The organism is Xanthomonas arboricola (assembly GCF_002940665.1).
Classification (GTDB): Bacteria; Pseudomonadota; Gammaproteobacteria; order Xanthomonadales; family Xanthomonadaceae; genus Xanthomonas; species Xanthomonas arboricola_B.
In genome coordinates, this window is record NZ_MIGY01000001.1 from 174,019 (window position 1) to 198,637 (window position 24,619).

Annotated in this window: 20 protein-coding genes; 12 read left to right on the forward strand and 8 right to left on the reverse strand. The window is 65.4% G+C overall.

The features are described 5' to 3' along the window. Positions 1-6 precede the first annotated feature (6 nt). From XarjCFBP7645_RS00835 to XarjCFBP7645_RS00860, 6 genes are all read left to right on the forward strand, one after another. The gene (locus XarjCFBP7645_RS00835; protein WP_104535886.1) at positions 7-2,016 is read left to right on the forward strand and encodes a chemotaxis protein CheA; all 2,010 of its coding nucleotides are present in this window, start codon (positions 7-9) and stop codon (positions 2,014-2,016) included. Between the two features lie 68 nt (positions 2,017-2,084). Beyond that, the gene (locus tag XarjCFBP7645_RS00840) at positions 2,085-4,238 is read left to right on the forward strand and encodes a methyl-accepting chemotaxis protein (RefSeq protein WP_104535887.1); all 2,154 of its coding nucleotides are present in this window, start codon (positions 2,085-2,087) and stop codon (positions 4,236-4,238) included. Positions 4,239-4,248: 10 nt separating this feature from the next. After that, a complete protein-coding gene (locus XarjCFBP7645_RS00845) occupies positions 4,249-4,767 on the forward strand; it encodes a chemotaxis protein CheW (RefSeq protein WP_104535888.1) in 519 nt (172 codons plus the stop codon). 28 nt (positions 4,768-4,795) lie between these two features. Further along, positions 4,796-6,079: an EAL domain-containing response regulator gene (locus XarjCFBP7645_RS00850; protein ID WP_104535889.1), complete on the forward strand. Its 1,284-nt coding sequence runs from the start codon at positions 4,796-4,798 to the stop codon at positions 6,077-6,079. Position 6,080: 1 nt separating this feature from the next. Further along, complete coding sequence (locus XarjCFBP7645_RS00855) at positions 6,081-6,887, forward strand: CheR family methyltransferase (protein WP_104535890.1); 807 nt, start codon at positions 6,081-6,083, stop codon at positions 6,885-6,887. Further along, positions 6,884-8,011 (forward strand): protein-glutamate methylesterase/protein-glutamine glutaminase, encoded by a 1,128-nt coding sequence (locus XarjCFBP7645_RS00860; protein WP_181126204.1) that lies wholly within the window; start codon positions 6,884-6,886, stop codon positions 8,009-8,011. The genes XarjCFBP7645_RS00855 and XarjCFBP7645_RS00860 overlap by 4 nt, the downstream gene beginning before the upstream one ends. A gap of 27 nt (positions 8,012-8,038) precedes the next feature. Here the strand turns inward: XarjCFBP7645_RS00860 and XarjCFBP7645_RS00865 are convergent, their stop codons facing one another. The 4 genes from XarjCFBP7645_RS00865 to gpmA form a co-directional block, all read right to left on the reverse strand. Then, positions 8,039-9,601 carry a phospholipase D family protein gene (locus XarjCFBP7645_RS00865; protein WP_104535892.1) on the reverse strand — a complete coding sequence of 521 codons (1,563 nt, stop codon included), beginning with the start codon at positions 9,599-9,601 and terminating at the stop codon, positions 8,039-8,041. Positions 9,602-9,756: 155 nt separating this feature from the next. Next, entirely contained in the window at positions 9,757-11,856 is a 2,100-nt protein-coding gene (locus tag XarjCFBP7645_RS00870) for a M13 family metallopeptidase (protein WP_104535893.1), read from the reverse strand. Positions 11,857-12,106: 250 nt separating this feature from the next. Then, positions 12,107-12,424 (reverse strand): hypothetical protein, encoded by a 318-nt coding sequence (locus XarjCFBP7645_RS00875; RefSeq protein WP_104536696.1) that lies wholly within the window; start codon positions 12,422-12,424, stop codon positions 12,107-12,109. 124 nt (positions 12,425-12,548) lie between these two features. Beyond that, the gene (gpmA, locus tag XarjCFBP7645_RS00880; RefSeq protein WP_104535894.1) at positions 12,549-13,298 is read right to left on the reverse strand and encodes a 2,3-diphosphoglycerate-dependent phosphoglycerate mutase; all 750 of its coding nucleotides are present in this window, start codon (positions 13,296-13,298) and stop codon (positions 12,549-12,551) included. A gap of 103 nt (positions 13,299-13,401) precedes the next feature. Here gpmA and nfi point away from each other — a divergent pair, with 103 nt between their 5' ends. Beyond that, positions 13,402-14,115, forward strand: coding sequence for a deoxyribonuclease V (gene nfi / locus XarjCFBP7645_RS00885; RefSeq protein ID WP_104535895.1), 714 nt, complete (start codon positions 13,402-13,404; stop codon positions 14,113-14,115). Positions 14,116-14,814: 699 nt separating this feature from the next. After that, the gene (locus tag XarjCFBP7645_RS00895; RefSeq protein ID WP_104535897.1) at positions 14,815-15,276 is read left to right on the forward strand and encodes a hypothetical protein; all 462 of its coding nucleotides are present in this window, start codon (positions 14,815-14,817) and stop codon (positions 15,274-15,276) included. Positions 15,277-15,485: 209 nt separating this feature from the next. On the opposite strand, the gene XarjCFBP7645_RS22135 is transcribed toward XarjCFBP7645_RS00895, so the two are convergent. Beyond that, complete coding sequence (locus tag XarjCFBP7645_RS22135; protein ID WP_429001447.1) at positions 15,486-15,611, reverse strand: hypothetical protein; 126 nt, start codon at positions 15,609-15,611, stop codon at positions 15,486-15,488. Between the two features lie 40 nt (positions 15,612-15,651). Next, entirely contained in the window at positions 15,652-16,509 is an 858-nt protein-coding gene (locus tag XarjCFBP7645_RS00905) for a pirin family protein (RefSeq protein WP_104535898.1), read from the reverse strand. A 231-nt stretch (positions 16,510-16,740) separates the two neighbouring features. Between XarjCFBP7645_RS00905 and XarjCFBP7645_RS00910 the strand changes: the two genes are divergently transcribed. Both XarjCFBP7645_RS00910 and XarjCFBP7645_RS00915 read left to right on the forward strand, forming a co-directional pair. After that, positions 16,741-18,813, forward strand: a complete 2,073-nt coding sequence (locus XarjCFBP7645_RS00910; RefSeq protein ID WP_104535899.1) for a carbon starvation CstA family protein — start codon at positions 16,741-16,743, stop codon at positions 18,811-18,813. Then, positions 18,813-19,037, forward strand: coding sequence for a YbdD/YjiX family protein (locus XarjCFBP7645_RS00915; protein WP_016904074.1), 225 nt, complete (start codon positions 18,813-18,815; stop codon positions 19,035-19,037). Before XarjCFBP7645_RS00910 ends, XarjCFBP7645_RS00915 begins: the two co-directional genes overlap by 1 nt. A gap of 1,023 nt (positions 19,038-20,060) precedes the next feature. Here the strand turns inward: XarjCFBP7645_RS00915 and XarjCFBP7645_RS00925 are convergent. Then, positions 20,061-20,765, reverse strand: coding sequence for an HAD family hydrolase (locus XarjCFBP7645_RS00925; protein WP_181126085.1), 705 nt, complete (start codon positions 20,763-20,765; stop codon positions 20,061-20,063). Positions 20,766-21,005: 240 nt separating this feature from the next. On the opposite strand from XarjCFBP7645_RS00925, the gene XarjCFBP7645_RS00930 reads away from it, so the two are divergent. Both XarjCFBP7645_RS00930 and XarjCFBP7645_RS00935 read left to right on the forward strand, forming a co-directional pair. Next, complete coding sequence (locus XarjCFBP7645_RS00930) at positions 21,006-21,770, forward strand: ankyrin repeat domain-containing protein (protein WP_181126087.1); 765 nt, start codon at positions 21,006-21,008, stop codon at positions 21,768-21,770. A 36-nt stretch (positions 21,771-21,806) separates the two neighbouring features. Further along, entirely contained in the window at positions 21,807-22,973 is a 1,167-nt protein-coding gene (locus XarjCFBP7645_RS00935; protein WP_104535902.1) for an XVIPCD domain-containing protein, read from the forward strand. A 185-nt stretch (positions 22,974-23,158) separates the two neighbouring features. Here XarjCFBP7645_RS00935 and XarjCFBP7645_RS00940 read toward each other — a convergent pair whose 3' ends face one another. Next, positions 23,159-24,409, reverse strand: a complete 1,251-nt coding sequence (locus tag XarjCFBP7645_RS00940) for a DUF819 domain-containing protein (protein ID WP_104535903.1) — start codon at positions 24,407-24,409, stop codon at positions 23,159-23,161. Between the last annotated feature and the right edge of the window lie 210 nt (positions 24,410-24,619).

Consider the following 24,619-nt stretch of genomic DNA (forward strand, 5'->3'; position numbering starts at 1 on the left):
ACGCGCATGGACATGAATCAGCTGATGCAGACCTTCCTGGCCGAGAGCCGGGATCTGCTCGAAGACATGGAACGTCATCTGCTCGAAGCCGAGCGTGGCGAATCCTCGCCGGACGCGGTCAATGCGATCTTCCGTGCGGCGCACACCATTAAGGGCTCGGGCGGACTGTTCGATCTGCCGCAACTGGTCGGCTTCACCCATGTGGTGGAAAGCGTGCTGGACCTGGTGCGCGATGACGCGCTGACGCTGAGCTCGGAACTGATCGCGCTGCTGCTGGTGTGCTGCGACCACATCCATGCGCTGGTGGAAACTGCGGCCGACCCCGGTCACGCCGATGCCGCCGCATTGGCTGCAGAGGCCGAGCCCCTGCTGGCACAATTGCAGACCTACCTGCAGGTCAGCGCATGCGGTGTCACTGCCACGGCCCTCCAGCACAGCATTCCGGAAAAACAGAGCGGTTACTGGCGCATCACGCTGAAACTGTTCGCCGACGCGCTGCGCTACGGCAACTCGCCGCTCAAGCTGATTCGCAATCTGCGTGGGCTGGGTTCGGTCGAGTCGATCAGCACCGACGTCAGCCAGCTGCCGAGCTTTGAGGCACTCGATCCGGAAGCCAATTATCTCGGTTTCCAGATCCTGCTACGCAGCGATGCCGACCGTGCCGCCATCGAGGACGTGTTCGAGTTCGTACGCGAAGACTGCGATCTGGAAATCATCTCGGTGCCGGCGCCGTCAAACGCCACCGCCGTGCTTGCAAGCGAGCCGGCCGTGGCTGCCGCAGCGCCGATCGTCGGCTTGCTGGCTGCCGCCCCGGCCACAGCGCCGGTGCGTGCGGCGCAGGACACCGGCGCACGCAACACCGACGCGCGCTCGATCCGCGTCGATGCCGACAAGCTCGATCGCATGATCGACCTGGTCGGCGAACTCATCATCGCCGTGGCCGGCACCAATGCCAACGCACAACGCACCGGCGACACGCAGTTGCTGGAATCGGCCTCGATCCTGGCCGGCCTGGTGGAAGAGGTGCGCGAAAGCGCCCTGCAACTGCGCATGGTCAAGATCGGTGGTACCTTCAGCCGCTTCCAGCGCGTGGTCCACGATGTGGCACGCGAACTCGGCAAGGACATCGCGCTGGTGGTGGCCGGCGAAGACACCGAGCTGGACAAGTCGGTGGTGGAGAAGATCGGCGACCCGCTCACCCATCTGGTGCGCAACGCGATGGACCACGGCATCGAGCCGGCGGAGGTGCGCGTGGCGCGCGGCAAGCCCGCACGCGGCACGGTGGGCCTCAACGCATATCACGACTCCGGCAGCATCGTCATCCAGATCACCGACGACGGCGGCGGCCTGAACCGCGACCGCATCCTGGCCAAGGCGCTGGAACGCGGCCTGATCGAGCCGGGCCGCCAGCTCAGCGACCGCGAGGTGTTCGCGATGATCTTCGAGCCGGGGTTTTCCACCGCCGAAAAGGTCACCAACCTGTCCGGGCGCGGCGTCGGCATGGACGTGGTCAAGCGCAACATCACCGCGCTGCGCGGCACCGTGGAGATCGACAGCACGGCAGGCGCTGGCACCACCATCTCGGTACGGCTGCCGCTGACGCTGGCCATCATCAACGGCTTCCAGGTCAGTGTCGGCAAGTCGGTGTTCGTGGTGCCGCTAGACGTGGTGGAGGAATGCGTAGAGTTCACGCCCGACTACAGCAGCGACTACATCGACCTGCGTGGCAGCGTGCTGCCGTATGTGCGCCTGCGCGAACTGTTCGCGCTCGGCGGCAGGACGCCGGCGCGCGAAAGCATCGTGGTGATCCGCCAGGGCGCCCAGCGTTTCGGCCTGGTCGTGGACACCTTGCTGGGCGAATGGCAGACCGTGATCAAGCCGTTGTCCAAGGTCTTCGCACAGGTCAAGGGCATCAGTGGCTCGAGCATCCTGGGCAGCGGCGATGTCGCGCTGATTCTCGATATGCCCAGCCTGCTCCAGCAATTGCATCCAAATCAGGACGCCCTGGCGGCCTGAGCACATACACCAGCACTCTCCACATCACCGCGTCATTCGTTGTTACCTGACCCCAGGAAGCTGCCGCCATGCCACACCGTTCTCCGATCGCCACGCAGTTGTGGTTCACCACCGCCCTCGCCCTTGCCTTGCCCGTCGTGGTGGTGGTTGCGGGCGTTGCGCTGACGTTGTCGCGCGGCGCCCTGATCGCCACCAGCGTACTCGCCGCACTCCTCAGCGGTGCGTTGCTGCTCCGCGCGATCCGTACGGCTACCGGCTCGCTGGAGCTTGCCACCACGACGCTGGATGCCTTTGCGCGCGGCAACTTCGCCATCGCCATGCCGCAGTTGCCCGACGAGCAGGCCTGCGAGGTGCTGCGTTCGCTGCGCAAGGTGCAAAGCACCATCGCCCACGTAAACGAGGAGATCAACCGCGTCTCGCAGGAACACGACGCCGGCGACATCGACGTACGCATCGACGTGGCACGCTTCGACGGCGACTTCCGCACGATGGGCGAAGGCATCAACCGCATGGTGGCCAGCCATATCGCGGTCAAGAAGCAAGCCATGGACTGCGTGGCCGAGTTCGGGCGCGGCAACTTTTCCGCCGAGCTGGAACGCCTGCCGGGCAAGAAGGCCTTCATCAACGAGATCGTCGACCAGATCCGCGGCAACCTCACCGGCATGGTCGCCGAGGTCAACCGCATGGCGACCGAGCACGATGCCGGCGATATCGACGTGGTCATCGACACCCAGCGTTTCACCGGCGATTTCCGCCGCATGGCCGAAGGCATCAATACGATGGTGGCCAGCCATATCGCGGTCAAGAAACAGGCCATCGCCTGCGTGGCCGAATTCGGCCGCGGCAACTTCACCGCGCAGCTGCCGCTGCTGCCGGGCAAGAAGCGCTTCATCAACGAGACCCTGGAACAGGTGCGCGGCAGCCTCACCGGCCTGATCCGCGAGATCAACCACATGTCGGCCGAGCACGAAGCCGGCGACATCGACGTTGTCATCGACAGCAGCAGTTTCGACGGCGATTTCCGCAGCATGGCCACCGGCATCAACCAGATGGTGGGCGCCCACATCGCGGTCAAGAAACTGGCCATGGGCGTGGTGGCCGAATTCGGGCGCGGCAACTTCGACGCACCGCTGGCGCAGCTGCCGGGCAAGAAGGCCTTCATCAACGATACCGTGGAGCGTGCGCGTGGCAACCTGCGCAGCATTTCCGAAGTGATCCAGGTGATGGGCGCGATGGCCGGCGGCGATCTCACCCACACCGTGGAAGGCCACTACGAAGGCGCCTTCGCCGACATGCAGCGCTACGTCAACACCACCATGGGCCGGCTGACCGAGATCGTCGATGAGGTCAACCGCAACGCCGAGAATCTGGCCAGCGCCGCCGAACAGGTCAGCGCCACCGCGCAGGTGCTGGCGCAGGCCGCCAGCGAACAGGCGGCCGGCGTGGAAGAGACCAGCGCCTCGCTGGAACAGATGACTGCCTCCATCGCACAGAACACCGAGAACGCGCGCATCACCGACAGCATGGCCGCCAAGGCCGCGAGCGAGGCCGCCGACGGCGGCGACACCGTGCGCGCCACCGTGGTGGCGATGAAGGACATCGCCAAGAAGATCGGCATCATCGACGACATCGCCTACCAGACCAATCTGCTGGCGCTCAATGCCGCAATCGAAGCGGCGCGCGCCGGCGAGCATGGCAAGGGCTTTGCGGTGGTCGCAGCGGAAGTGCGCAAGCTGGCCGAGCGCAGCCAGATCGCCGCGCAGGAAATCGGCGAGGTGGCCGGCTCCAGCGTGGACCTGGCCGAAAGCGCCGGCCGCGTGCTCGGCGAGATGGTGCCCTCGATCCGCCGCACCTCCGACCTGGTGCAGGAAATCGCCGCCGCCTCCGAAGAGCAGACCGCCGGCGTCAGCCAGATCAATACCGCCGTCGGCCAGTTGAACCAGACCACGCAGTCGGCTGCGGCCAATGCCGAAGAACTGGCCGCCACCTCGGAGGAAATGAGCGCGCAGGCCGAACAACTGCAGCAGTTGATGGGCTTCTTCCGGCTGGGCAATGGCTCGCGCGCCGTAGCCTCGAACGCCAACAAGCCTGGCCCGCGCCGGATCGCTACGCACAGCAACAACGCGATCAGCGCGCCGCCGCGCCGTACCAACGTGCGCCAGATCAGCGCGGTGGCGGCCGCCGCCGATACGATCGACGAATCGCAGTTCGCCAGCTTCTGAGGAAACGACGATGCAACCGCACAGCGCAGCCAGCACCACGACAGCGCCGTCATCGACGGCACCGCAGCAATACCTGACCTTTCTGCTGGGCACGGAAATGTTCGGCCTGGGGATCCTCGGCATCAAGGAAATCATCGAATACCGGGCGCCCACCGACGTGCCGATGATGCCGCCGGCCCTGCGCGGAGTGATCAACCTGCGCGGCGCGGTGGTGCCGGTGGTGGATCTGCAGCAACGCTTCGGCCGCAACGCCAGCGCGATCACCAAGCGCAGTTGCATCGTGATCGTGGAGATCGCCCATGGCGAGGCGCATCAGGTGCTTGGCCTGTTGGTGGATGCGGTGAGCGAAGTGCTGGAGATCGCGCCAGACGCTATCGCCGGCGCCCCCAGTTTTGGCGCCGGCATCGCACGCGAGTGCATCCATGCGATGGCCAGGATCGGCGAACGCTTCGTGATCCTGCTCGACGCCGACGCCGTGCTGGGCAACGGCGCACTCGTACACCTGCCTGTCGCCGACCTGGCAGCCTGACATGTTCTGCATGCACGCAAGGACTCCCATGCGCCCCACCCTTCTCTCCTGCAGCTGCGCGCTGGACGGCCCGGTACTGGTCGTTGACGACAGCGTGGTTCAGCGCGAACACGCGATGGCGCTGTGCCGCCAGCTCGGCGCCGTGGCGGTCGACGGCGCGGTCGACGGCCACGCCGCGCTGGCCTGGCTGGGCAGTGCGATTGCGCCGTCGCTGCTGCTGATCGACCTGGAAATGCCGGGCATGGACGGCGTACAGCTGCTTGATGCGCTTGCGCGCGGCAAGTACGCCGTGCCGGTGGTCGTGGTCTCTCAACGCGGTGGCGCCTTGATCGATGCGGTGACGCAGCTCAGCCGCAGCGCCGGCGTGCACGTGCTCGGCGGCATCGAAAAGCCGATGCAGCTACAGGATCTGGCCAACGTGCTGGAATGCGAACCGGAACCGGCCACAAACGCGCCTACGTTTGCACAGGCGGCGATTTCGCCGCTGATGTCCAGCGGTGGCGCGGCGGCATCGCGGCTTGACCGGGCCATGCGCCGCGGTGAAATCCGCGTGGCCTACCAACCCAAACTCGATCTCAGGGATGGCCGTCTGCGCGGTGTGGAAGCGCTTGCCCGCTGGCGTCGTCCGCAAGGCGACATGATCGGACCGGACCGCTTCATTCCGCTGGCAGAACGCGAAGGCCTGATCCATGCATTGACCCAGCAGGTGATCGACCTGGCGGTCGCGCAACTGGTGGACTGGCGTGCAGAAGGCTTCGAGCTGAGCCTGGCGTTGAACCTGTCGCCCAATTTGCTTGGGGAGCAGGGCTTTCTTGAACAACTGTGCGGCAAGCTGAGCGACAACGGCCTGAGCCCTGCCGATCTGGTGCTGGAACTCACCGAAAGCGCCATCGTGGAGCCGACCAATGCCTTGAGCATGCTGGCGCGTCTGCGTCTGCATGGGTTCGGCCTGTCGATCGACGACTACGGCACGGGCTTTTCCTCGCTGCAGCGCCTGGCCAGCATTCCCTTCACCGAACTCAAGCTGGATCGCAGCTTTGTGCATGCCGCCCATCGCAGCCGCAGTCAACGCACCGTGCTCGAATCCACGCTGGAACTGGCGCACCGGCTCGAACTCACCGCCGTGGCCGAGGGCGTGGAAACGCCGGACGACTGGCGCATGCTGCGCGAGCTGGGCTGCGATCTGGCGCAAGGCTATCTGATGGGTTCGCCGATGCCCGGGCCGATGCTATCGGAATGGTGGCGCGAACACGCCGTGCGCATCGCACGCCTGTGCGGCGACGTGCTGCCCAGCGATGCGGATGTTGCCTGACATGAGCACGGCCACCGCCATCACCGAACAGGAATTCGGCCGCTTCCAGCGCTTCATCTTCGAAGCGGCCGGCATCAGCATTTCTCCCGGCAAGAAGGCCATGTTATGCGGCCGCCTGGGCAAGCGCCTGCGCGAACATCAGTTCAGCAACTACACGCAATATCTGCAGTTGCTGGAAGGCCGGCAGGACCGCGCCGAGATCCAGACCGCGATCGATCTGCTGACCACCAACGAAACCTACTTCTTCCGCGAGCCCAAGCACTTCGAGCTGCTGCGCAGGCTGGCCGGCGAACATCGCGGCGGCCTGCCGTTCCGCTGCTGGAGCGCGGCCAGTTCCAGCGGCGAAGAAGCCTACAGCATGGCGATGGTGCTGGACGACACCTTGCAGGGGCGTCCGTTCGACGTGGTGGGCACCGACATCAGCACCCGCGTACTGGCCAAGGCGCGTACCGGACATTACGCGCTGCAACGCATCGACGGCATTCCGCAGGCGTATCTCAAGCGCTATTGCCTACGTGGTCAGGGCGAGTACGACGGCACACTGCTGGTGGAACGCCGCCTGCGCGACCGGGTCAAGTTCGTGCATGCCAACCTCAATACGGCATTGCCGATACTGGGTAGCTTCGATGCAATCTTCCTGCGCAATGTGATGATCTATTTCAACGGTCAGACCAAGCGCGAGGTCATCCTACGTGTGCTGTCCAACCTCAAATCAGGTGGATACTTCTGCATCGGTCATTCGGAAAGCCTGAGCGAACTCGACATCGGCCTGGTGCAGGTGGCACCCTCGATCTTCCGCAAGGCCTGAGCCAAGGATCCGACGTGTCGACAGCCTTCAATCGCCCTGCCGCCAGCCCCAATCCCATCAAGGCCATGGTCGTCGACGACTCGGCGGTGGTGCGCCAGGTGTTGGTCAGCGTGCTTAACGACGCACCCGACATCGAGGTCATCTCTACTGCGGCCGACCCGTTGCTGGCCATCGAAAAGATGCGCAAGCAATGGCCGGACGTGATCGTGCTGGATGTGGAAATGCCGCATATGGATGGCATCACCTTCCTGCGCAAGATCATGAGCGAGCGCCCCACACCGGTGGTGATCTGTTCGACGCTCACCGAGAAAGGCGCACGCGTCACCATGGATGCCCTGGCTGCCGGTGCGGTGGCAGTGGTGACCAAGCCACGGTTGGGACTCAAGCAATTCCTCACCGACTCGGCCGAGGAACTTGTCAATACGGTGCGCAGCGCCGCACGCGCCAACGTCAAACGGCTGGCCTCCCGCGTTGCCGCAGCGCCACTGGAAGCCGAGGTCAAGCACACCGCCGATGTGATCTTGCCCGCGCAAAGCGGCCGCGCGCTGGCGCAGACCACCGAGCGCATCGTTGCCATCGGCACCTCCACCGGCGGCACCCAGGCACTGGAAGAAGTGCTGACTGCACTGCCACGCGTCTGCCCCGGCATCGTGATCGTGCAGCACATGCCGGAGAAATTCACCGCCGCCTTCGCCGCGCGCCTCAACGGCCTGTGTCAGATCGCGGTGAAAGAGGCCGCCAACAACGACCGGGTGATGCCGGGCCGCGCACTGATCGCGCCGGGCGGCAAGCATCTGCTGCTGCGCCGCAGTGGCGCGCAATATTTTGTCGAAGTGATGGAAGGGCCGCCGGTCAACCGGCATCGTCCGTCGGTGGATGTGCTGTTCCGCTCGGCCGCGCGTGCGGCCGGCAGCAATGCGTTGGGCATCATCATGACGGGCATGGGCGACGACGGTGCCGCTGGCCTGCTGGAAATGCGCCAGGCCGGCGCGCGTACCGTGGCGCAGGACGAACACACCAGCATCGTGTTCGGCATGCCCAAGGAGGCGATCAAACGCGGCGGCGCCGACCGCATCCTGCCGCTGGGCGCGATGGCACGCGAGATCGTGACACAGTTGCAGTGACGCGCGGCACGCGAAAAAACAGCAGAACTATAGCTGCGACTCCAGCGGCAACCAGCCCATCACCGTCACCGCACCACGTCGCCACACGCTCGCTGCCGGCTCCTGCGACCATACCTCGGGCGGTTGTGCCGCATCGTCGTGCCAGCGCAGCTCGCCCTGATCCAGGGTCACGCGGTAACTCAACGGCGCACTGATCTTGCGGTTGTAGACCTGCTCCAGTTGCGCCGCCACTGCGCGATCGTTGAACAGCAGGCCCATCTCGGTATTGAGGTTCATCGAGCGCGGATCCAGATTGAACGAGCCGATAAAGCCGCTGCTGTCGTCCACCACGAATGCCTTGGTGTGCAGGCTGGCACCGCTTGAGCCGAACAGGCTGCCGTCCGGCTTGCCCATCGGCTTGAGCTCGTGCAGACGCACGCCTTGCGTCAGCAAGGGCACGCGGTAATCGGCATAGCCGCTGTGTACGGCAACCACATCGTTTGCAGCCAGCGAGTTGGTCAACACGCTGACGCGCACATTGCGCCGACGCAACTGGTCGATCCAGCGCATGCCTTCCTCGCCCGGCACGAAGTACGGCGAGATCACCTTCAGTTCGTGCTGCGCACGCGCCATCTCGCCGATCAAGACCGGCGTCATCCAGTCCGCCTGCGGCGATGCGCCATCGGCCTTTTCCGGCGGGTCGGAGACGATCCGCGCCTGATCCAGCCAATGCACCTGGCGCTGGCCCTGCGTCAAGGCCTGCACGCTCGGCGATTGACGCAGCCGCTCCACATAGGGATGCGCGCGTGCCGATTCCAGGCCGGCGTCCAGACTGCCGCGCAACGCATCCAGCGCCTGCGGCTGTGCGGTCACCAGCGCGGCCAGCGGCAACGCGTTGGGGCTGTTCCAGTACGCATCGAAGACCTGTTCGGCGTGGCCGACGGCCGGCCCCATCAAGGCCGCATCCATGTCCATGAAGTTGGTGTCGCGCGCCGCATCGAAGTACTCGTCGCCCACGTTGCGGCCGCCCACCACCGCCATCCGGCCATCGGCAATCCAGGCCTTGTTGTGCATGCGTCGATTGATGCTGAACATGCGCAGCACCATCTCCACGCCGCGCATCAGCGTGCCTTCGCGCGCACGGGTGGGGTTGAACAGACGGATTTCGATCATCGGGTGGCTGTCCAGCGCCGCCAGTATCGAATCGCTGCCATGGATATTCATGTCGTCCAGCAGCAGGCGCACGCGCACGCCGCGATCGGCCGCATGCAGCAGTTCGTTGTGCAGCAGGTTGCCGGTGAAGTCCGCATGCCAGATGTAGTACTGCAGATCCAGGCTGCGGCCGGCCGCACGCGCGGTGAGCGCACGCACCGCGAATGCATCGACGTTGTCGGGCAGGATCACCATGCCGGTCTGATCGGCATGTGCCTGCTGCAGCGGCGCGACGACCTGATCGATCGGCGTTGCGATCGCCGTGGCAGGCAGCGCATGGCTCACTGCGCCACGCTGACGATCGGCAAAGCGTCCATAGCCGTACAACGACAGCACGCTGCCCGGCACCAGGACCAGCACACCGATCCCGATCGCTTTGAAGATCTTTCGTCTTGTCACTGCAGCCCCCCCTGCCATTCGGAGCGCGGCAGTCTAGACGCTGCGCAGGCAGCCCGATGTGCAGATGCAGCAAGAATCATGCGCTACAAAGCCGTTGAAACGCGCGGTTGCTGCCGCACGCGCGGCAGCAACCGCGCGTGCGGCAGGCGCGCCGATCACCAGATCGCAACGCGATCCTTGTCCGCACGGACCATCGCATCGCCAGGCCTGCACTGGAATGCCTGCGCAAATGCCGGCATGTTCGAGGGCGCAGCATTGGCGCGGAAATTGGCCGGCGCATGCGGGTCGGTGTTCAGGCGCACGCGCAATTCACCGTCGGTGAAGTTGCGGCGCCACACCGTGGCCCAGTTCATGAAGAAGCGCTGGTCCTGGGTATAACCGTCGATGTCCTTGCCGGCGTCGGGTTGTTCCTTCAACGCCACCTGCAGCGCGTCGTAGGCCACGGTGAGGCCACCCAGGTCGCCGATGTTCTCGCCCAGGGTCAGCTTGCCTTTGACGCGTACGCCGGGAATCGCCTCATAGCCGTCGAACTGCGCCACCAGCTGGTCGGTGCGCTGGGTGAACAGCTTGCGGTCCGCGTCGGTCCACCAGGTATCGAAATTGCCCTTGGCATCGAACTGGCTGCCCGAGTCGTCGTAGCCATGCATCATCTCGTGCCCGATCACCGCACCGATACCGCCGTAATTCAACGCTGCATCGGCCTTGGGGTCGAAGAACGGCGGCTGCAGGATCGCCGCCGGAAACACGATCTCGTTGCGCGTGGCGTTGTAGTAGGCGTTGACCGTCTGCGGGGTCATATGCCACTCGCGCTTGTCGACCGGTTTGCCGATCTTGTCCAGCATGTAGCGATAGTTGAATGCCTGCGCCGCCTGCATGTTGGCCAGGAAACCATCGCCACGGGTTTCCAGGCCCGACCAGTCGCGCCATTGATCCGGGTAACCGATCTTGGGCGTGAAGCTGGCCCACTTTTCCAGCGCGCGCTGCTTGGTGTCCGCGCTCATCCAGTCGAGCTTTTCCAGCCGTGCCTTGAGCGCCACCGAGAGGTTCTGCACCAGCTGCTGCATCTGCTGCTTGGACTCGGCCGGGAATGCGGACTGCACGTACAACTGGCCCAGGGCCTCGCCCATCGCCTCGTTGACCGCGTTCAAGGTGCGCTTCCAGCGCGGCAGCATGTCCTGCTGGCCACGCAGCGTCTTGGCATAGAAATCGAAGTTGGCCTGCTCGAACGGTTTGGCCAGGTACGGCGCTGCCCCATCCACGCTGTGGAAACGCAGGTACGCCTTCCAGGTCTCCACCGGCGTGTCGGCCAGCATCGCATCGAACTCGGCGAAGTAACCCGGCTGGCTCAGCGAGAAAGTCCCTGCCGGAACCTTCAGGGCGCTGAAGAATGCCTGCCAATCGAAGTGCGGTGTGATGGCATTGGCGCCGGCCACATCGACCGGGTTGTAGCGCTTGGCCGGATCGCGCAGTTCGATGCGCGACAGCGAGGCATTGGCCAGGCGCGTTTCGAACGCCATCACCGCCTTGGCCTGGGTTGCCGCCTGCGCTGCTGCAATGCCGGACAGTTCCAGCACGCGCGCGATGTAGGCCACGTACTGCTCACGGATCCTGGCCTGCGCCGGATCGGTGTAATAGCCCTTTTCCGGCAGCCCCAGACCGCCCTGGCCTGCGTAGGCGATCATCTGCTCGGAATTCTTGTAGTCGGCGTTGGCGCCGAACGAGAACATGAACCCCTGGCCCTTTGCATAGCTGTCGCGCAACCATGCGGCGATGGCCGGCACATCGGTCAGCGCATCGATCGCCTTCAGCTGCGGCTGCAGCGGCGTGATGCCGGCCTTGTCGATCGCCGCTTCGTCCGAGCCGGTGCGCCACAGGTCGGCGATCTTGGCATCCACCGAGCCGGCCGACAGGTTGCCGCGCGCCAGTTGCTCCACCAGCGCGTGCTGGATGGTCAGCGAACGCTCGGCCAGCACTTCGAAACTGCCCCAGCTGGTGCGGTCCGATGGCACCGGATTGGCCTTGAGCCACTTGGCGTTGACGAAGCCGTTGAGGTCCTGGCACGCGTTGATGGCCGGATCCAGGTCGTTGATGCCGAAGGCCACGATCGGTGCATCGAGCTTGGACACATCCACCCTGGTTGGCACTGCCGGCGTTGCGGCCGGTGCCGGCCTGGCAGTGTCGTCGGAACCGCCACACGCCGCGAGCGTCACCGCGATGGCCACCGCAAGCGACAGCGTCGCGAATTTGCTCAACATCGTTCCATTCTCCAAGGCATGCGACCGCATCAGACGCAGTCAAAAAAGTGGGCTATCAACGCAGACACACCAACCACACCATCATCGCAGCGGCACCGCAAGATCCTGACGTCCGGTGCCACGCCTTGGCGAAGAACACGCAACGCCCAACCGCGCACTCCGCGGTGCCTGTGCACGCGCGTGCCGGCGCTCTCTACTTCCGCGGAAAACCACCCAGCAGCCCGGCGCAGCAGCGCGCCATCGACTGCGGTCATTTGCGCGCGTACACCGGTGCCATCAGCAGATACACCGGATACGCCAGCACCATCAGCACCAGCGCGGCCTCATGCCCGGACGCCGCTTCCGCCCAGGATTCCATCTGTCGCGACGGCCCGAAAAAACCAAACGCCAGCAGCACGACACCCATGACACAGATCAGCAGCGTCAGGCCCATCGCCGAAGCGGATACGCTGCCCCGGGCCAGCAACGCGAACGCAGCGCTGCCACCTGCCAACAGCAACCCCAACGTCACCAGATACGCGCGGCAGTAGGTGGCACTCATCTGTTGCCTGTTACGCTTGCTGGACATCATGTCTCCCCTGCAAGAACACACGCTCGCGTGTCAGATGCGGAGCGCGCACTCGAGCGCGCGCTGCGAACCCCACGCCACGCTGCGCGCGTCATGCATGCAGCGCAGCCAGCGGATGCGACGATTATTTTGCCTTGCCCTGATTGGCCACCGCTTCGGCGGCGCGCTTGGCCGCTTCCTGGTCGCCCAGATAGCGGTAGCTCTGTACCTGCAGGTTGTCGTCCAGCTCGAACAGCAACGGGATGCCGGTCGGGATGTTGAGCTCCAGGATCTGCTCGTTGGAGACAGCGTTGAGGTATTTATACAGCGCACGCAGCGAGTTGCCGTGCGCAGTCACCAGCACGGTCTGCCCGGCCTTCAACTGCGGCGCGATCGCGTCGTGCCAGTAGGGCAACACGCGCACCAGCGTGGTCGCCAGCGACTCGGTGCCCGGCAAGGCATTGCGGTCCAGCGTGGCGTAACGACGGTCGTGACACGGATGGCCCGGGTCGTCAACGTCCATCGCCGGCGGCGGGATGTCGTAGGAACGGCGCCAGATCTTGACCTGCTCTTCGCCGTGCTTGGCGGCCGTCTCGGCCTTGTCCAGCCCCTGCAGGCCACCGTAGTGGCGCTCGTTGAGGCGCCAGCTCTTGGACACCGGCAACCAGTCCTGGTCGAGTTCCTTCAATGCGCCCTGCAACGTATGGATGGCGCGCTTGAGCACCGAGGTGTGCGCCACATCGAACTGCAGGCCTTCGTCCTTCATCAGCTTGCCGGCCGCAGCGGCTTCCTGGCGACCTTGCTCGGTGAGCTCCACATCCACCCAGCCGGTGAAACGGTTGTCCAGGTTCCATTGGCTCTGGCCATGGCGCAGCAGTACGAGTTTACGGGTCACTACGGTTCTCCGATTGGGGGCCGATCAGCCTGCGATTGTAACGGCAGCCAGCGCATCGCAGGCGTGCACGACACCGCCACGGCCGGCGCGCGATGCTGCGGCCATGCAAACGATCGATCCCGTCTTTGCCGGTTGGGATGGCAGCGTCACCCAGGCGCGACAGTTGCAACAGCAACTGGCACACCGCGTGGTGCTGCAGGACCAGCCCGGCGCAACACCGCAGCTGCTCGCCGGCTTCGACGTCGGCTTCGAAGACGACGGCCAGACCACGCGCGCGGCCGCGGTGCTGCTGGATGCAGACACGCTGATGCCGCTGGAAACCCATGTCGCGCGCGTGCCCACCTCGATGCCGTACGTACCGGGGCTGCTCAGTTTTCGCGAGCTGCCGGCCTTGCTGCAGGCGCTGGCACTGCTCTCGCGCCCGCCTGATCTGGTCTTCATCGACGGCCAGGGCATCGCGCATCCGCGCAAGCTCGGCATCGCTGCACACTTTGGCGTGGTGACCGGCTTGCCCAGCATCGGCGTGGCCAAGCAACGCCTGGCAGGCAGCTTCGTCGAGCCAGGACCCGGGCGCGGCGACCATAGCCCGATCCTGTTGGGCGGCACGCAGATCGGCTGGGCGCTGCGCAGCAAGCTGCGCTGCAATCCGCTGATCGTCTCGCCTGGCCATCGCGTCTCGATGCAGGGTGCGCTCGACTGGACGCTACGTACCTTGCGCGCCTATCGCCTGCCCGAGCCCACGCGCCTGGCCGATCGGCTGGCCTCGCGGCGCGGCGAGATCGCCCTGGACGCCACGGCGCCCGGACAACTGTTCTAGCGCGCGGCAGTCGATCGCGATCGACATGCTGCGTGCCTGCCGCTGTCGTCCGCGCTGGACCATCTCGGCGCGCTCGTGCTGGCCGCCAGCGTACCCCCGCAGTGCCTTTCCAGAGCGCGGCATCCAGGCGCATCGCATGTCAACGGTGCCGACACCGACACGAGCTGTCGCGCGGTCGATGGATGATTCTTCCTGCGATGAGTTACGTCATCTTCGCGCGAGCGTTCATGACTGGGGTCACTGCAGCACATCGCTACGCGCCGCTCGACTGCAATCGCGCGGCATGCGCCGTTGGACATGGGAAAGACACCCCCCGCCTTCGCGCGCGACACAGCCGGAGCGATCCGCCTTGGTTGAGCGCCTTCCCCGCCTGCACGCATGCAACGCTGGCGACCGAACGTGCGCTCTACATCCTCGACGGCGAGGCGCAGCTGGATGGCGCCGATGTGGTAGTCAGCAGCGGGCGGGCGCCGTGTACCCACCCAGGTCTCGAAACGGGAGTGCCCGTGCGCACGGCCGATTGCAGCCCGGCCTGCGAATTGCGCTTGAGCTTGCAGCCAAACCTGTGGTAGTGATGTCTCCATAGGTTGGGACAGGTTGCGTGCGAGGCACAGCCGGGCGGGGAGCGCACAGGCTGATGCGGCGACACGCGCGACGACGCTGTCTCTGCGCAGACATCCAACGCCGGGGAATACTTGAATGAAGTCCGCATCCTGCCTTGTCGGCCTGAGCCTGCTGTGGGCCGCCGCCGCCGTTCACGCCCAAACCTCACCGGTCTGCCCGCCGCTACCGCCAGCCTCCGGGCTGCAGTGGAACGAGCTTGCGGGCGCGGACTATCTGGTCTGCAAGGCCATGACCGCAGACGGTCGCCAGGTGGTCGGTGTGATGCTGACCATCCGCGACCCGGCGATGACGCTGGCGCGCGACCGACGCGCGGAGAAAGGCCAGATCCAGCAGGAGGACTTCTATTGGTACAAGCTCGACCTGGGCGGCCGTGACCTGCCGGGCATGGAATCGCGCCGCGTCACCGTGGTCGAGCTGGGCAAGAAGCGCTACGCACAGCTATGGATCGACGGCGCCAACACCGAGGAACTGGCCTCGATGCAGTCGCTGGTGCAGAACATGGATCTGCAGCCCGCCAGCCTGGCCTTGCAGCGCTGACGCAGGCGGCAGTGAAGCGCCAGGGCATGCCCACCTGGCGCGGTGCTTGAGGCGGGCCGGCTGAGCAAATGCTGCCGCACAACCGGCACGCCTGCTTTCTAGCGCCCGCCGCACCCGCCGACGCGTCGCCGCCTCCTTGCAGTGCCGTGGCGATCCTTACCTTGCCCTTGAGCAGGCGATGAATCGGCCATTCGTCGCCCACGTCCACGCTACGCACCGTCCAGCGCGCCTTCCAGTTCGATCTGCCGCGTGATCACCGTGCCCGCAGCGCCGCGCTGGGTGTGATGCAGACGCACATGCACCGCCGTCGAAGACCCCTGCTTGCGCGCGGCCATCATCGGCACCGCTGCCCCACGGCGGCTGCAGCGCGCCGGCTCAGAACCGCCCCTCCTGGAAATCGACGAAGGCCTGCATCAATTCCTGCTTGGTGTTCATCACGAACGGGCCGTGCCGCATCACCGGCTCGTTGAGCGGGCGGCCCGCCACCAGGATCAGCTGCGCACCGTCCGCACCTGCACGTAGCGTCAAGCGCTCGCCACCGCCCAGCACCGCCAGTTCCTGCGCCGGCAGCGCACGCGCGGCATCGCCCTCGCCCACCGTCACCGTACCTTCGAACGCGTAGGCAAATGCGTTGTGGCCGCTGGGCAGCACATAGTCCCAGGCCGCATCCGGCGCCAGTGCGATATCCAGGTACACCGGCGCGGTGGCCGGTTGCACGATCGGGCCGCGCACCTCGCCCACCGCGCCGGCGATCACCTTGACCGTGACGCCGGGCGCAGGCTGGGCGACCGGAATGCTCTCCGGCGCGTACTCCTGATACCTGGGGTCGGTCATCTTGTCGCGCGCCGGCAGGTTCACCCACAGCTGAAAGCCGCGCATGCGCCCGGATTCCTGCTCGGGCATTTCCGAATGGATCAGCCCGCGCCCGGCGGTCATCCACTGCACGCTGCCCGGGGTCAGCAGACCCTCGTTGCCATGGTTGTCCTTGTGGCGCATGCGCCCGTCCAGCATGTAGGTCACCGTCTCGAAGCCGCGGTGCGGATGGCTGGGAAACCCGGCCAGATAGTCTTCTGCCTTGTCGGTGCCGAACTCGTCCAGCATCAGGAACGGGTCCAGGTCCGGCAGCTGCTGAGTGCCGATCACGCGGGTCAGCTTGACCCCGGCGCCGTCGGAGGTGGGCATGCCACGGATGGTGCGCAGCACGCGTGCCGCTGCGGTGGTGGTGACGCTCATCGACCTCTCCTTAGCGTGAATGACTGGCCCGAATAATGGATGCAGCCGGCACGCGGCCCAACCGCGACCGGCGCAACCGATCGTTCCAAAAACCCGCCGGCGCCGCCGCGTGATCCGGCAGGCGGCGACCAGACGCTCTACAACTAAAGTTTTACCCCGGCCCCGAACGACGCCATTGACCCCGGGCGGGCAGAGGGTGACCCTTGGGTGAATCGTTCCTGAGGGGCATGCATGAAAGGGTTCTCGAAGCTGGCCTGGGGCGCGCTGGCGCTGCTGGCCGCGTTCTGTCTGGGCACCGTGGCACTACGGCGCGGCGAACACATCAACGCGCTGTGGATCGTGGTGGCGGCGGTGTCGATCTACCTGATCGCCTACCGTTTCTACAGCCTGTTCATCGCCGACAAGGTGATGCAGCTGGACGTCACCCGCGCTACCCCGGCGGTGGCCAACAACGACGGTCTGGACTACGTGCCCACCAACAAGCACGTACTGTTCGGCCATCACTTCGCCGCGATCGCCGGTGCCGGGCCATTGGTTGGCCCGGTGCTTGCCGCACAGATGGGCTACCTGCCCGGCCTGCTGTGGCTGGTGGTCGGCGTGGTGTTTGCCGGCGCGGTGCAGGACTTCGTGGTGCTGTTCCTGTCCAGCCGCCGCAACGGCCGCTCGCTGGGCGATCTGGTGCGCGAGGAAATGGGCCAGGTGCCCGGCACCATCGCCTTGTTCGGCGCCTTCCTGATCATGATCATCATCCTGGCGGTGCTGGCGATGGTGGTGGTCAAGGCACTGGCGGAAAGCCCCTGGGGCATGTTCACCGTCATCGCCACGATGCCGATCGCGCTGATGATGGGCGTGTACATGCGCTACATCCGGGTCGGCAAGATCGGCGAGATCTCGGTGGTCGGCCTGATCCTGCTGCTGGGCGCGATCTGGCTGGGCGGCAAGGTCGCGGCAGATCCAACTTGGGGCCCGGCATTCACCTTCACCGCCAAGCAGATCACCTGGATGCTGATCGGCTACGGCTTTGTCGCCTCGGTGTTGCCGGTGTGGCTGTTGCTGGCGCCGCGCGATTACCTGTCCACCTTCCTCAAGATCGGCACGATCCTGGCGCTGGCGATCGGCATCCTGGTGGTCATGCCGGATCTGAAGATGCCGGCACTGACCCAGTTCGCTTCCACCGGCGATGGCCCGGTCTGGAAGGGCGGCATCTTCCCGTTCCTGTTCATCACCATCGCCTGCGGCGCGGTCTCCGGTTTCCATGCGTTGATCGCCTCGGGCACCACGCCCAAGCTGCTCGCCAACGAAGGCCACATGCGCTACATCGGCTACGGCGGCATGCTGATGGAGTCGTTCGTGGCGGTGATGGCGCTGGTGGCCGCATCGATCATCGAGCCGGGCATCTACTTCGCCATGAACAGCCCGGCTTCTCTGGTCGGCAGCGACACGGTGGCCGTTGCGGCCAAGGTGTCCGAATGGGGCTTTGCAATCACTCCCGAGGTGCTGGAGGCCACGGCACGCGACATCGGCGAGCACAGCATCCTGGCACGCGCCGGTGGTGCGCCCACCCTGGCGGTGGGCATCGCGCAGATCCTGCACCAGCTGCTGCCGGGCGAAGACACCATGGCATTCTGGTACCACTTCGCGATCCTGTTCGAAGCCCTGTTCATCCTGACCGCCGTGGATGCCGGTACGCGTGCGGGCCGCTTCATGCTGCAGGACCTGCTGGGCAACTTCATCCCGGCGCTGAAGAAAACCGAATCGTGGGCCGCCAACATCATCGCCACCGCCGGTTGCGTGGCGTTGTGGGGCTACCTGCTCTACACCGGCGTGATCGACCCGTTCGGCGGCATCCAGACCTTGTGGCCGTTGTTCGGCATCTCCAACCAGATGCTAGCCGGAATCGCGCTGATGCTGGGCACGGTGGTGCTGTTCAAGCTGAAACGTGACCGCTACGCCTGGGTCACCCTGGTGCCGGCGTTGTGGCTGCTGATCTGCACCACCTATGCGGGGCTGATCAAGATCTTCGACAGCAACCCGGCGCAGGGCTTCCTGGCGCAGGCGCACAAATACCAGGACGCCATCGCCAGCAACACCATCACCGCGCCGGCCAAGACGGTGGCGCAGATGCAGCAGATCGTCACCAACGCCTACGTCAACACCGGGCTGACGGTGCTGTTCCTGTTCGTGGTGGGTTCGATCCTAATCTACGCGATCAAGACGATCGTGATTGCGCGCCGCAATCCGCAGCGCAGCGACCGTGAAACCCCGTACGTGGCCTTGCAGCCACACCAGATGGCGGATCTGTAATGGGCACCCAACTCGTTCTGGCCAGCCAGTACCAGGTGCATCGTCGCATCTGGCGGCGCCTGATCCAGACCGCACGCCTGTGCTGCGGCATTCCCGATTACGACAACTACGTGCGCCACATGCTGGAAAAACACCCCGACAAGCCGGTGATGGACTACCCCACCTTCTTCCGCGAGCGCCAGGATGCGCGGTACGGCGGCAAGAGCGGGTTTCGCTGCTGCTGACCGGATGACCGGATAGGTGGCGAGTCGGAACGCAGCAGGGCGCGATGCGAATCGCGCCCTGTTGCGTTGATGGCTTGGGATTGGCTGCAGGGCCCTTTGCCTGCTCACCATCGCGGGACACGCCGCAAGGTAGGTCAGCGCTCCCATGCAGGCCTGGCAAATCAGCGGGTTTTCAACCGACCACCGAGCAACTTTCTGGTGCGGTGTCCTCGCCGGTTGCGGGACCCTTTGGCGGCATGGATGCCGGCAACGAGCCTCAACGGAAGGATTCACGGCGTGTCCCGCAAGTGGTGAGGGCACCGCGCACTCGACTCGCCGCGCTGTTGACTGCACTCAACCGCCGCTGCTGCTGCGCGAAGTCTTGGTTGCTATTGTGGCTTTTGTCTCGAACAGAATGATCTAGTGCGGATGGATCAGTTGCGGAGCGGTTGATCTGCGGCTTCGCTGCAGGGCCCTTGCCCGCCCACCATCGCAGGACACGCCGCAAGTACGTCCGTGTAGGCTCTTACGCGGCATCCATGCCGCGTAAGGTCCCGCGACGGTGAGCGGGCAAGGACCTGTCGAGATGGCAGATGTGCATGGTTGCAAGCGGTGCATGACGTGCGTTGGTCGGATCATTGGGTGTCGACCAGCTTCTCACCACCCCATCGCGAGCCGAGCGGTGGACGGGCTTTCAGCACGCAACCCACAAACGTCTCGTCTGCCACCCAAAGCCGAGCAACAATCTCTCGAGAAAGCCACCGACCAACTTTCTGGTGCGGTTCCCTCGCCGGTTGCGGGACCGTGTGGCGGCATGGATGCCGCCACCGAGCCTACACGGACGTCCTTGCGGCGTGTCCCGCAAGTGGTGAGGGCACCGCGCGCTCGACAGACCAAGCTTTTGACTGTCTCCAAACGACTCCACGACTCAATAGCTCTGTCATTGCAAATCGACTATACGATCTGGCCCAGTCAGCCGCAAAACCAGAGGGCTGCGACTTCGCCGCCATCGACACCGCATTCAATAGGCCCTGCCGGCAGCTCTCAGCCAGCGCGTTTTTGCGCCAGCTGCCCGAACAACGCAGGCAGATTGCGCATATCGTCGAACACCGCCAGCACACCGATGCGACGCAAGGTGTCGGCATGTCCGTGCGGGATATGGCTGGCACCGATGAACCCCAGTACCTGCATGCCGGCCGCCAGTGCGGCAGTCGCACCGGTGGGGCTGTCTTCGATCACCAGGCAGCGCTCCGGCGCAACGCCCAAGGTCCGTGCAGCCAACAGGTAGACATCCGGCGCCGGTTTGGGCCGCTCCACCATATCGGCACTGAAGATGTGCCCCGCCGCGCGCACGGTGAGCCCCACCCGTTCGACCGAGGCAATGACATTGTGGCGGCGGCTGTTGGAGGCGACCGCCAGCGGCAACGGAATCTGTTCCAATGCATCGCGCGCGCCGGCGATTGGCTGCACCTCGGCCTTGATCAAGGCTTCGCCACGCGTCTGGATCTGTGCCAGCAAGGTCTCCGGCAGCCGGACCGCGAAATGTTCCTGCACGCGCAGCAACACCTCACGCGTGGTCTGCCCGAACGTTGTCCCGAGCAGATGCTCCAACGCCTCGGCAGGCACGAAGGCCGCCAGCGCCTCGCGCATCACCCGGTCGGCCAGTATCTCGCTGTCGACAAGCACGCCATCGCAATCGCTGATCAGTAATTCGTAGACCATTGCACCCATCTGCTCGCAAAGCGCCATTATGCCGGCCGCCCCGTGACCGTCGGCTGTGGCGGAGTGCAGGCGCGTATGAGGCCCATCGTGATGCATCGGCGACAGGCCGACACCACGACGGCAAGCGGACTCAACAACTGAAACCCGTGGCGGCGGCATGTCACAAAATCTTACCGCGCATCGTTTGTGCAGCTGGTAGGATCGGCCCGGCTGCGGAAGGACACACCGCAGTGCCACCAGGAATGCGATCAGGAGAAGGAGATTTCGATGCAGACGCGATTCCCCACCCTGCTCGTTCTTGCGACCTCGTTTTTTGCGGTCTCATGCACCGCCTCGCCCGGTGCCAAGGAGCAAACCACCATGTCAGCTACGCTGCAGGACCACACCGTCGCCTTCCGCGACCCCGGCCTGACCGACATCGCCAACGCCATTGCCCATGGTGATGTCGCTCGAATCCGTGCACTTGCACCGACGGTCGATCTCGCCGCACACGGCGATCAGAACGTCACCCTGCTCGAGTGGGCGATCTGGAACGAACAACCCCGCGCCCTGGCCGCATTGCTCGATGCCGGCGCAGATCCGTCGTTGCCCGGCATGGACCAGGAAACGGTCGTGCATATGGCCGCCATGGCGAAGGATGCGCAATATCTGAACATCTTGCTGCAGCACCATGCGCCGATCGATGTGGTCAGCGCGCGCGCAGGCTGGACGCCGCTGTTCCGCGCCGTGCAGAGCAAGCGCGACGCGCAGATCGCGTTGTTGATCGAAGCGGGCGCCGACGTGCAGCGCGTCGACAACACCGGCAACAGCGTGCTGCATCTGGCCGCACAGAGCGGCGCGGCAAGCCCGGCAGTGCTGCAATTGCTCAAAGCCGGTGTGGACCCCACGCTGCGCAACGCGCAACACCAGACCTTCCAGGCGTATTTCTTCACCACCCCCGACCGCCTGCTCAATGCCGCCGGCCAGCAGGCCAGGTCGGACGTGCGCGCATGGTTGAGCGCCCACAACATTCCCGTGGAAAGCAGCCGCTAGGCGGGCTTTTCGCACGACGAACGCAAGGAGCCGCGCATGAGCCCGTCAAATTCCTCGTCCACCCCATTCGCAGATTCGATGCGTGGACAGCAACCGCAGCCGGAAGACCGCCAGTTCCCGGCGGTGCTGCAAGACCTCTACGCCACTGCCTCGCAGCGACGCGAAGGCAGCGCCGAAACCTTTGCGCCACTGCCCAACGGCTGGACGCGCATGGACGACAGCACGCTGCAACGGGCCGGCATCGACCCCGGCCTGCTGCACGATGCCAAGAGCGGTTTCGATGCCGCGTTCTACCGCAACGAGCAGGGCCAGGTGGTGCTCGGCTTCTGCGGCACCGACGAAGGCAAGGACTGGAAGCACAACCTTGGCCAGGGCCTGGGCTTCGACGACGCGCAATACGCGTCTGCCATCCAGCTCGGCAGCCAGGCCAGGCAGGCGTTCGGCGACCAGGTGGTGATCTCGGGGCATTCGCTCGGCGGCGGCCTGGCGGCCGCGTCGGCGATGGTCAACGACATTCCAGCCGTGACCTACAACGCCGCCGGCGTCAACGACCGCACGCTGGAGCGCCAGGGCCTGGATGCCTCGGCGGCCAAGGACTACGCCAGCAGCGAGTTGATCCGCGGCTACCACGTCAAGAACGAGATCCTCACCCATCTGCAGGAAGACAGCATCCCGCTGAAGTGGGCGATGCCCAATGCGGCCGGCCATCAGATCGAGCTGCCGGAACCGGACCCGCTGTCGTTCGGGCAACGTCTGGTGCCGGGCATGATGTTGAAGCACCGCCTGGATCTGCACGGCATGGACTCGGTGATGAAGGCGCAGGACATGCAAGCGCCTGGGCAGGCGCAAGGTGCAGGCAGCCAGTTGTTCAACGACGCGGTGGTGCGCCTGGACGGCCAGCGAGAACGCCTGGGCCTGCGCGACGACACCGCGTTTCTCAACACCGCCGCCAGCGTGGCCGCACGTGCGAGCAGCGACGGCCTGCAGCGGATCGATCACCTGGTGCCCAACCGCGACGGCGACAGCCTGATTGCGGTGCAAGGCCGGATGGACGACCCGGCGCATCTGCGCAGCCATGTGCAGACTGCCTCGGCGGCCAACGAGCCGGCGCACGGCAATGTCGATCAGTTGCAGCAGCACAACCAGCAACAGTCGCAACAGGGCACGCAGCAGGAAGCGCAGCGGCGCGGCCTGCAGCAATGATCGCGACCGGGCACTGGCGCTGGCCAGTGCCCGCTTCGAGGTGGCTGACAACACCTCGCAAGCGCTCGCCGACGGGATGCAGCCAGTGCATCCGGCACTGCGGCAATGCGTGATACCGCGAGGTAACCCCCGGCACGTCCTGTCACACCTTCCCGACGATGCTCCCCGACCGTGCGACGGTCCGGTCAGCCGGCTCCCGCCATCGCGCGCAACGTGATGCCCACCAGATAGGCCAGATAGGTGCCGGTGGCGTAGCCCATCGTGCCCAGCAGCACACCGACCGGGGCCAGGGCCGGATGGAACGCAGCGGCCACCACCGGTGCCGAGGCCGGTCCACCGATATTGGACTGCGAGCCGATCGCGAAATAGAAGAACGGCACCCGCAGCAGGCGGCCCAGGCCCCACAGCAACCCGATATGCACCGCGATCCAGATCAACCCGAGCAGGAACAGCCACGGCCGGTCCAGCAGCGCCAGCAGATCCATCTGCATGCCGATACAGGCGATCAGGAAATACAGCAGTAGCGAGCCGATCCTGGAAGCGCCAGCGCCTTCCAGCGAACGCGCGCGGGTGAAGCTCAGCAGCAAGCCGATACTGGTCGCCAGCACTACGACCCACACGAACGGCGTGTCCAGGCTGAACTGGCTGGACCAGCCCAGGTGAGCCTTGCACCACGCGGCCAGCGGATTGGCCAATGCGTGCGCCAGCCCGACCCCGCCGAACGCCACCGCCACGATCACCATCAGATCGGCCAGGCTGGGAATGCGCGCGTGCTCGGCCTGGAAACGCGCCATGCGCTCCTGCAGGGAATCCAGCGCGCGGGTATCGGCGCCGCTGCGCGCATCGATGCTGCGTGCGCGACCGGCCAGGACGATCAGAACCGCCATCCATACATAACCGACGCCCACATCCACCACCGCAAACTGCCCGAACGTGGTGGCGTCCACATCGAATACCTCGCGCATCGCCAGCATGTTGGCCCCACCGCCGATCCAACTGCCCGCCAACGCGGCCATGCCGGCCCAGGTATCGCCCGCCACCGTGGCCGGATGCACCCAGCCCATTACCCAGAACGCCGCCACCGCCCCCAGCATGATGCTCAGCGACGCGCCCAGATACATGACGACCAGCTTAGGGCCCAGTTTCAGGATGGCGCCCAGATCGATGCTCAGCGTGAGCAGGATCAACGCGGCCGGCAGCAGCACGTCGCGTGCGATGGGGTTGTACAGGCGGGTATTGGCACCGTCGATCAGGCCAACGGTGTTGTAGATGCCGGGCAGCAGGTAACACAGCAGCAGCGCCGGCACCACGGCATAGACGCGTCGCCACAGCCCCTGCTCGCGCGACGAGGTCCAGAACACCGCCCCCAATGTCGCGGCGATCAGGCCGAACACGACGATATCGTTTTGGATCAGTGCAGAACCGGCGACGTTCACTAGGGCGGCATTCTCGACAAAGGACCGCCAAGGTGCGGATCGCAGCAAGGATGGCCGATCGGCTGCATCCAGTCGACTGGATACCCGGGCAGGGAAGTGCGGCGTGACTACAAGGCCGCCGGCTTGGCGCATCCGCACACGTTGCCGGGCACACGCAGTTCCCCGCCTCGCCCGGGCGGATCGTCATCGCTTGCCGCACGATCCCCGCAA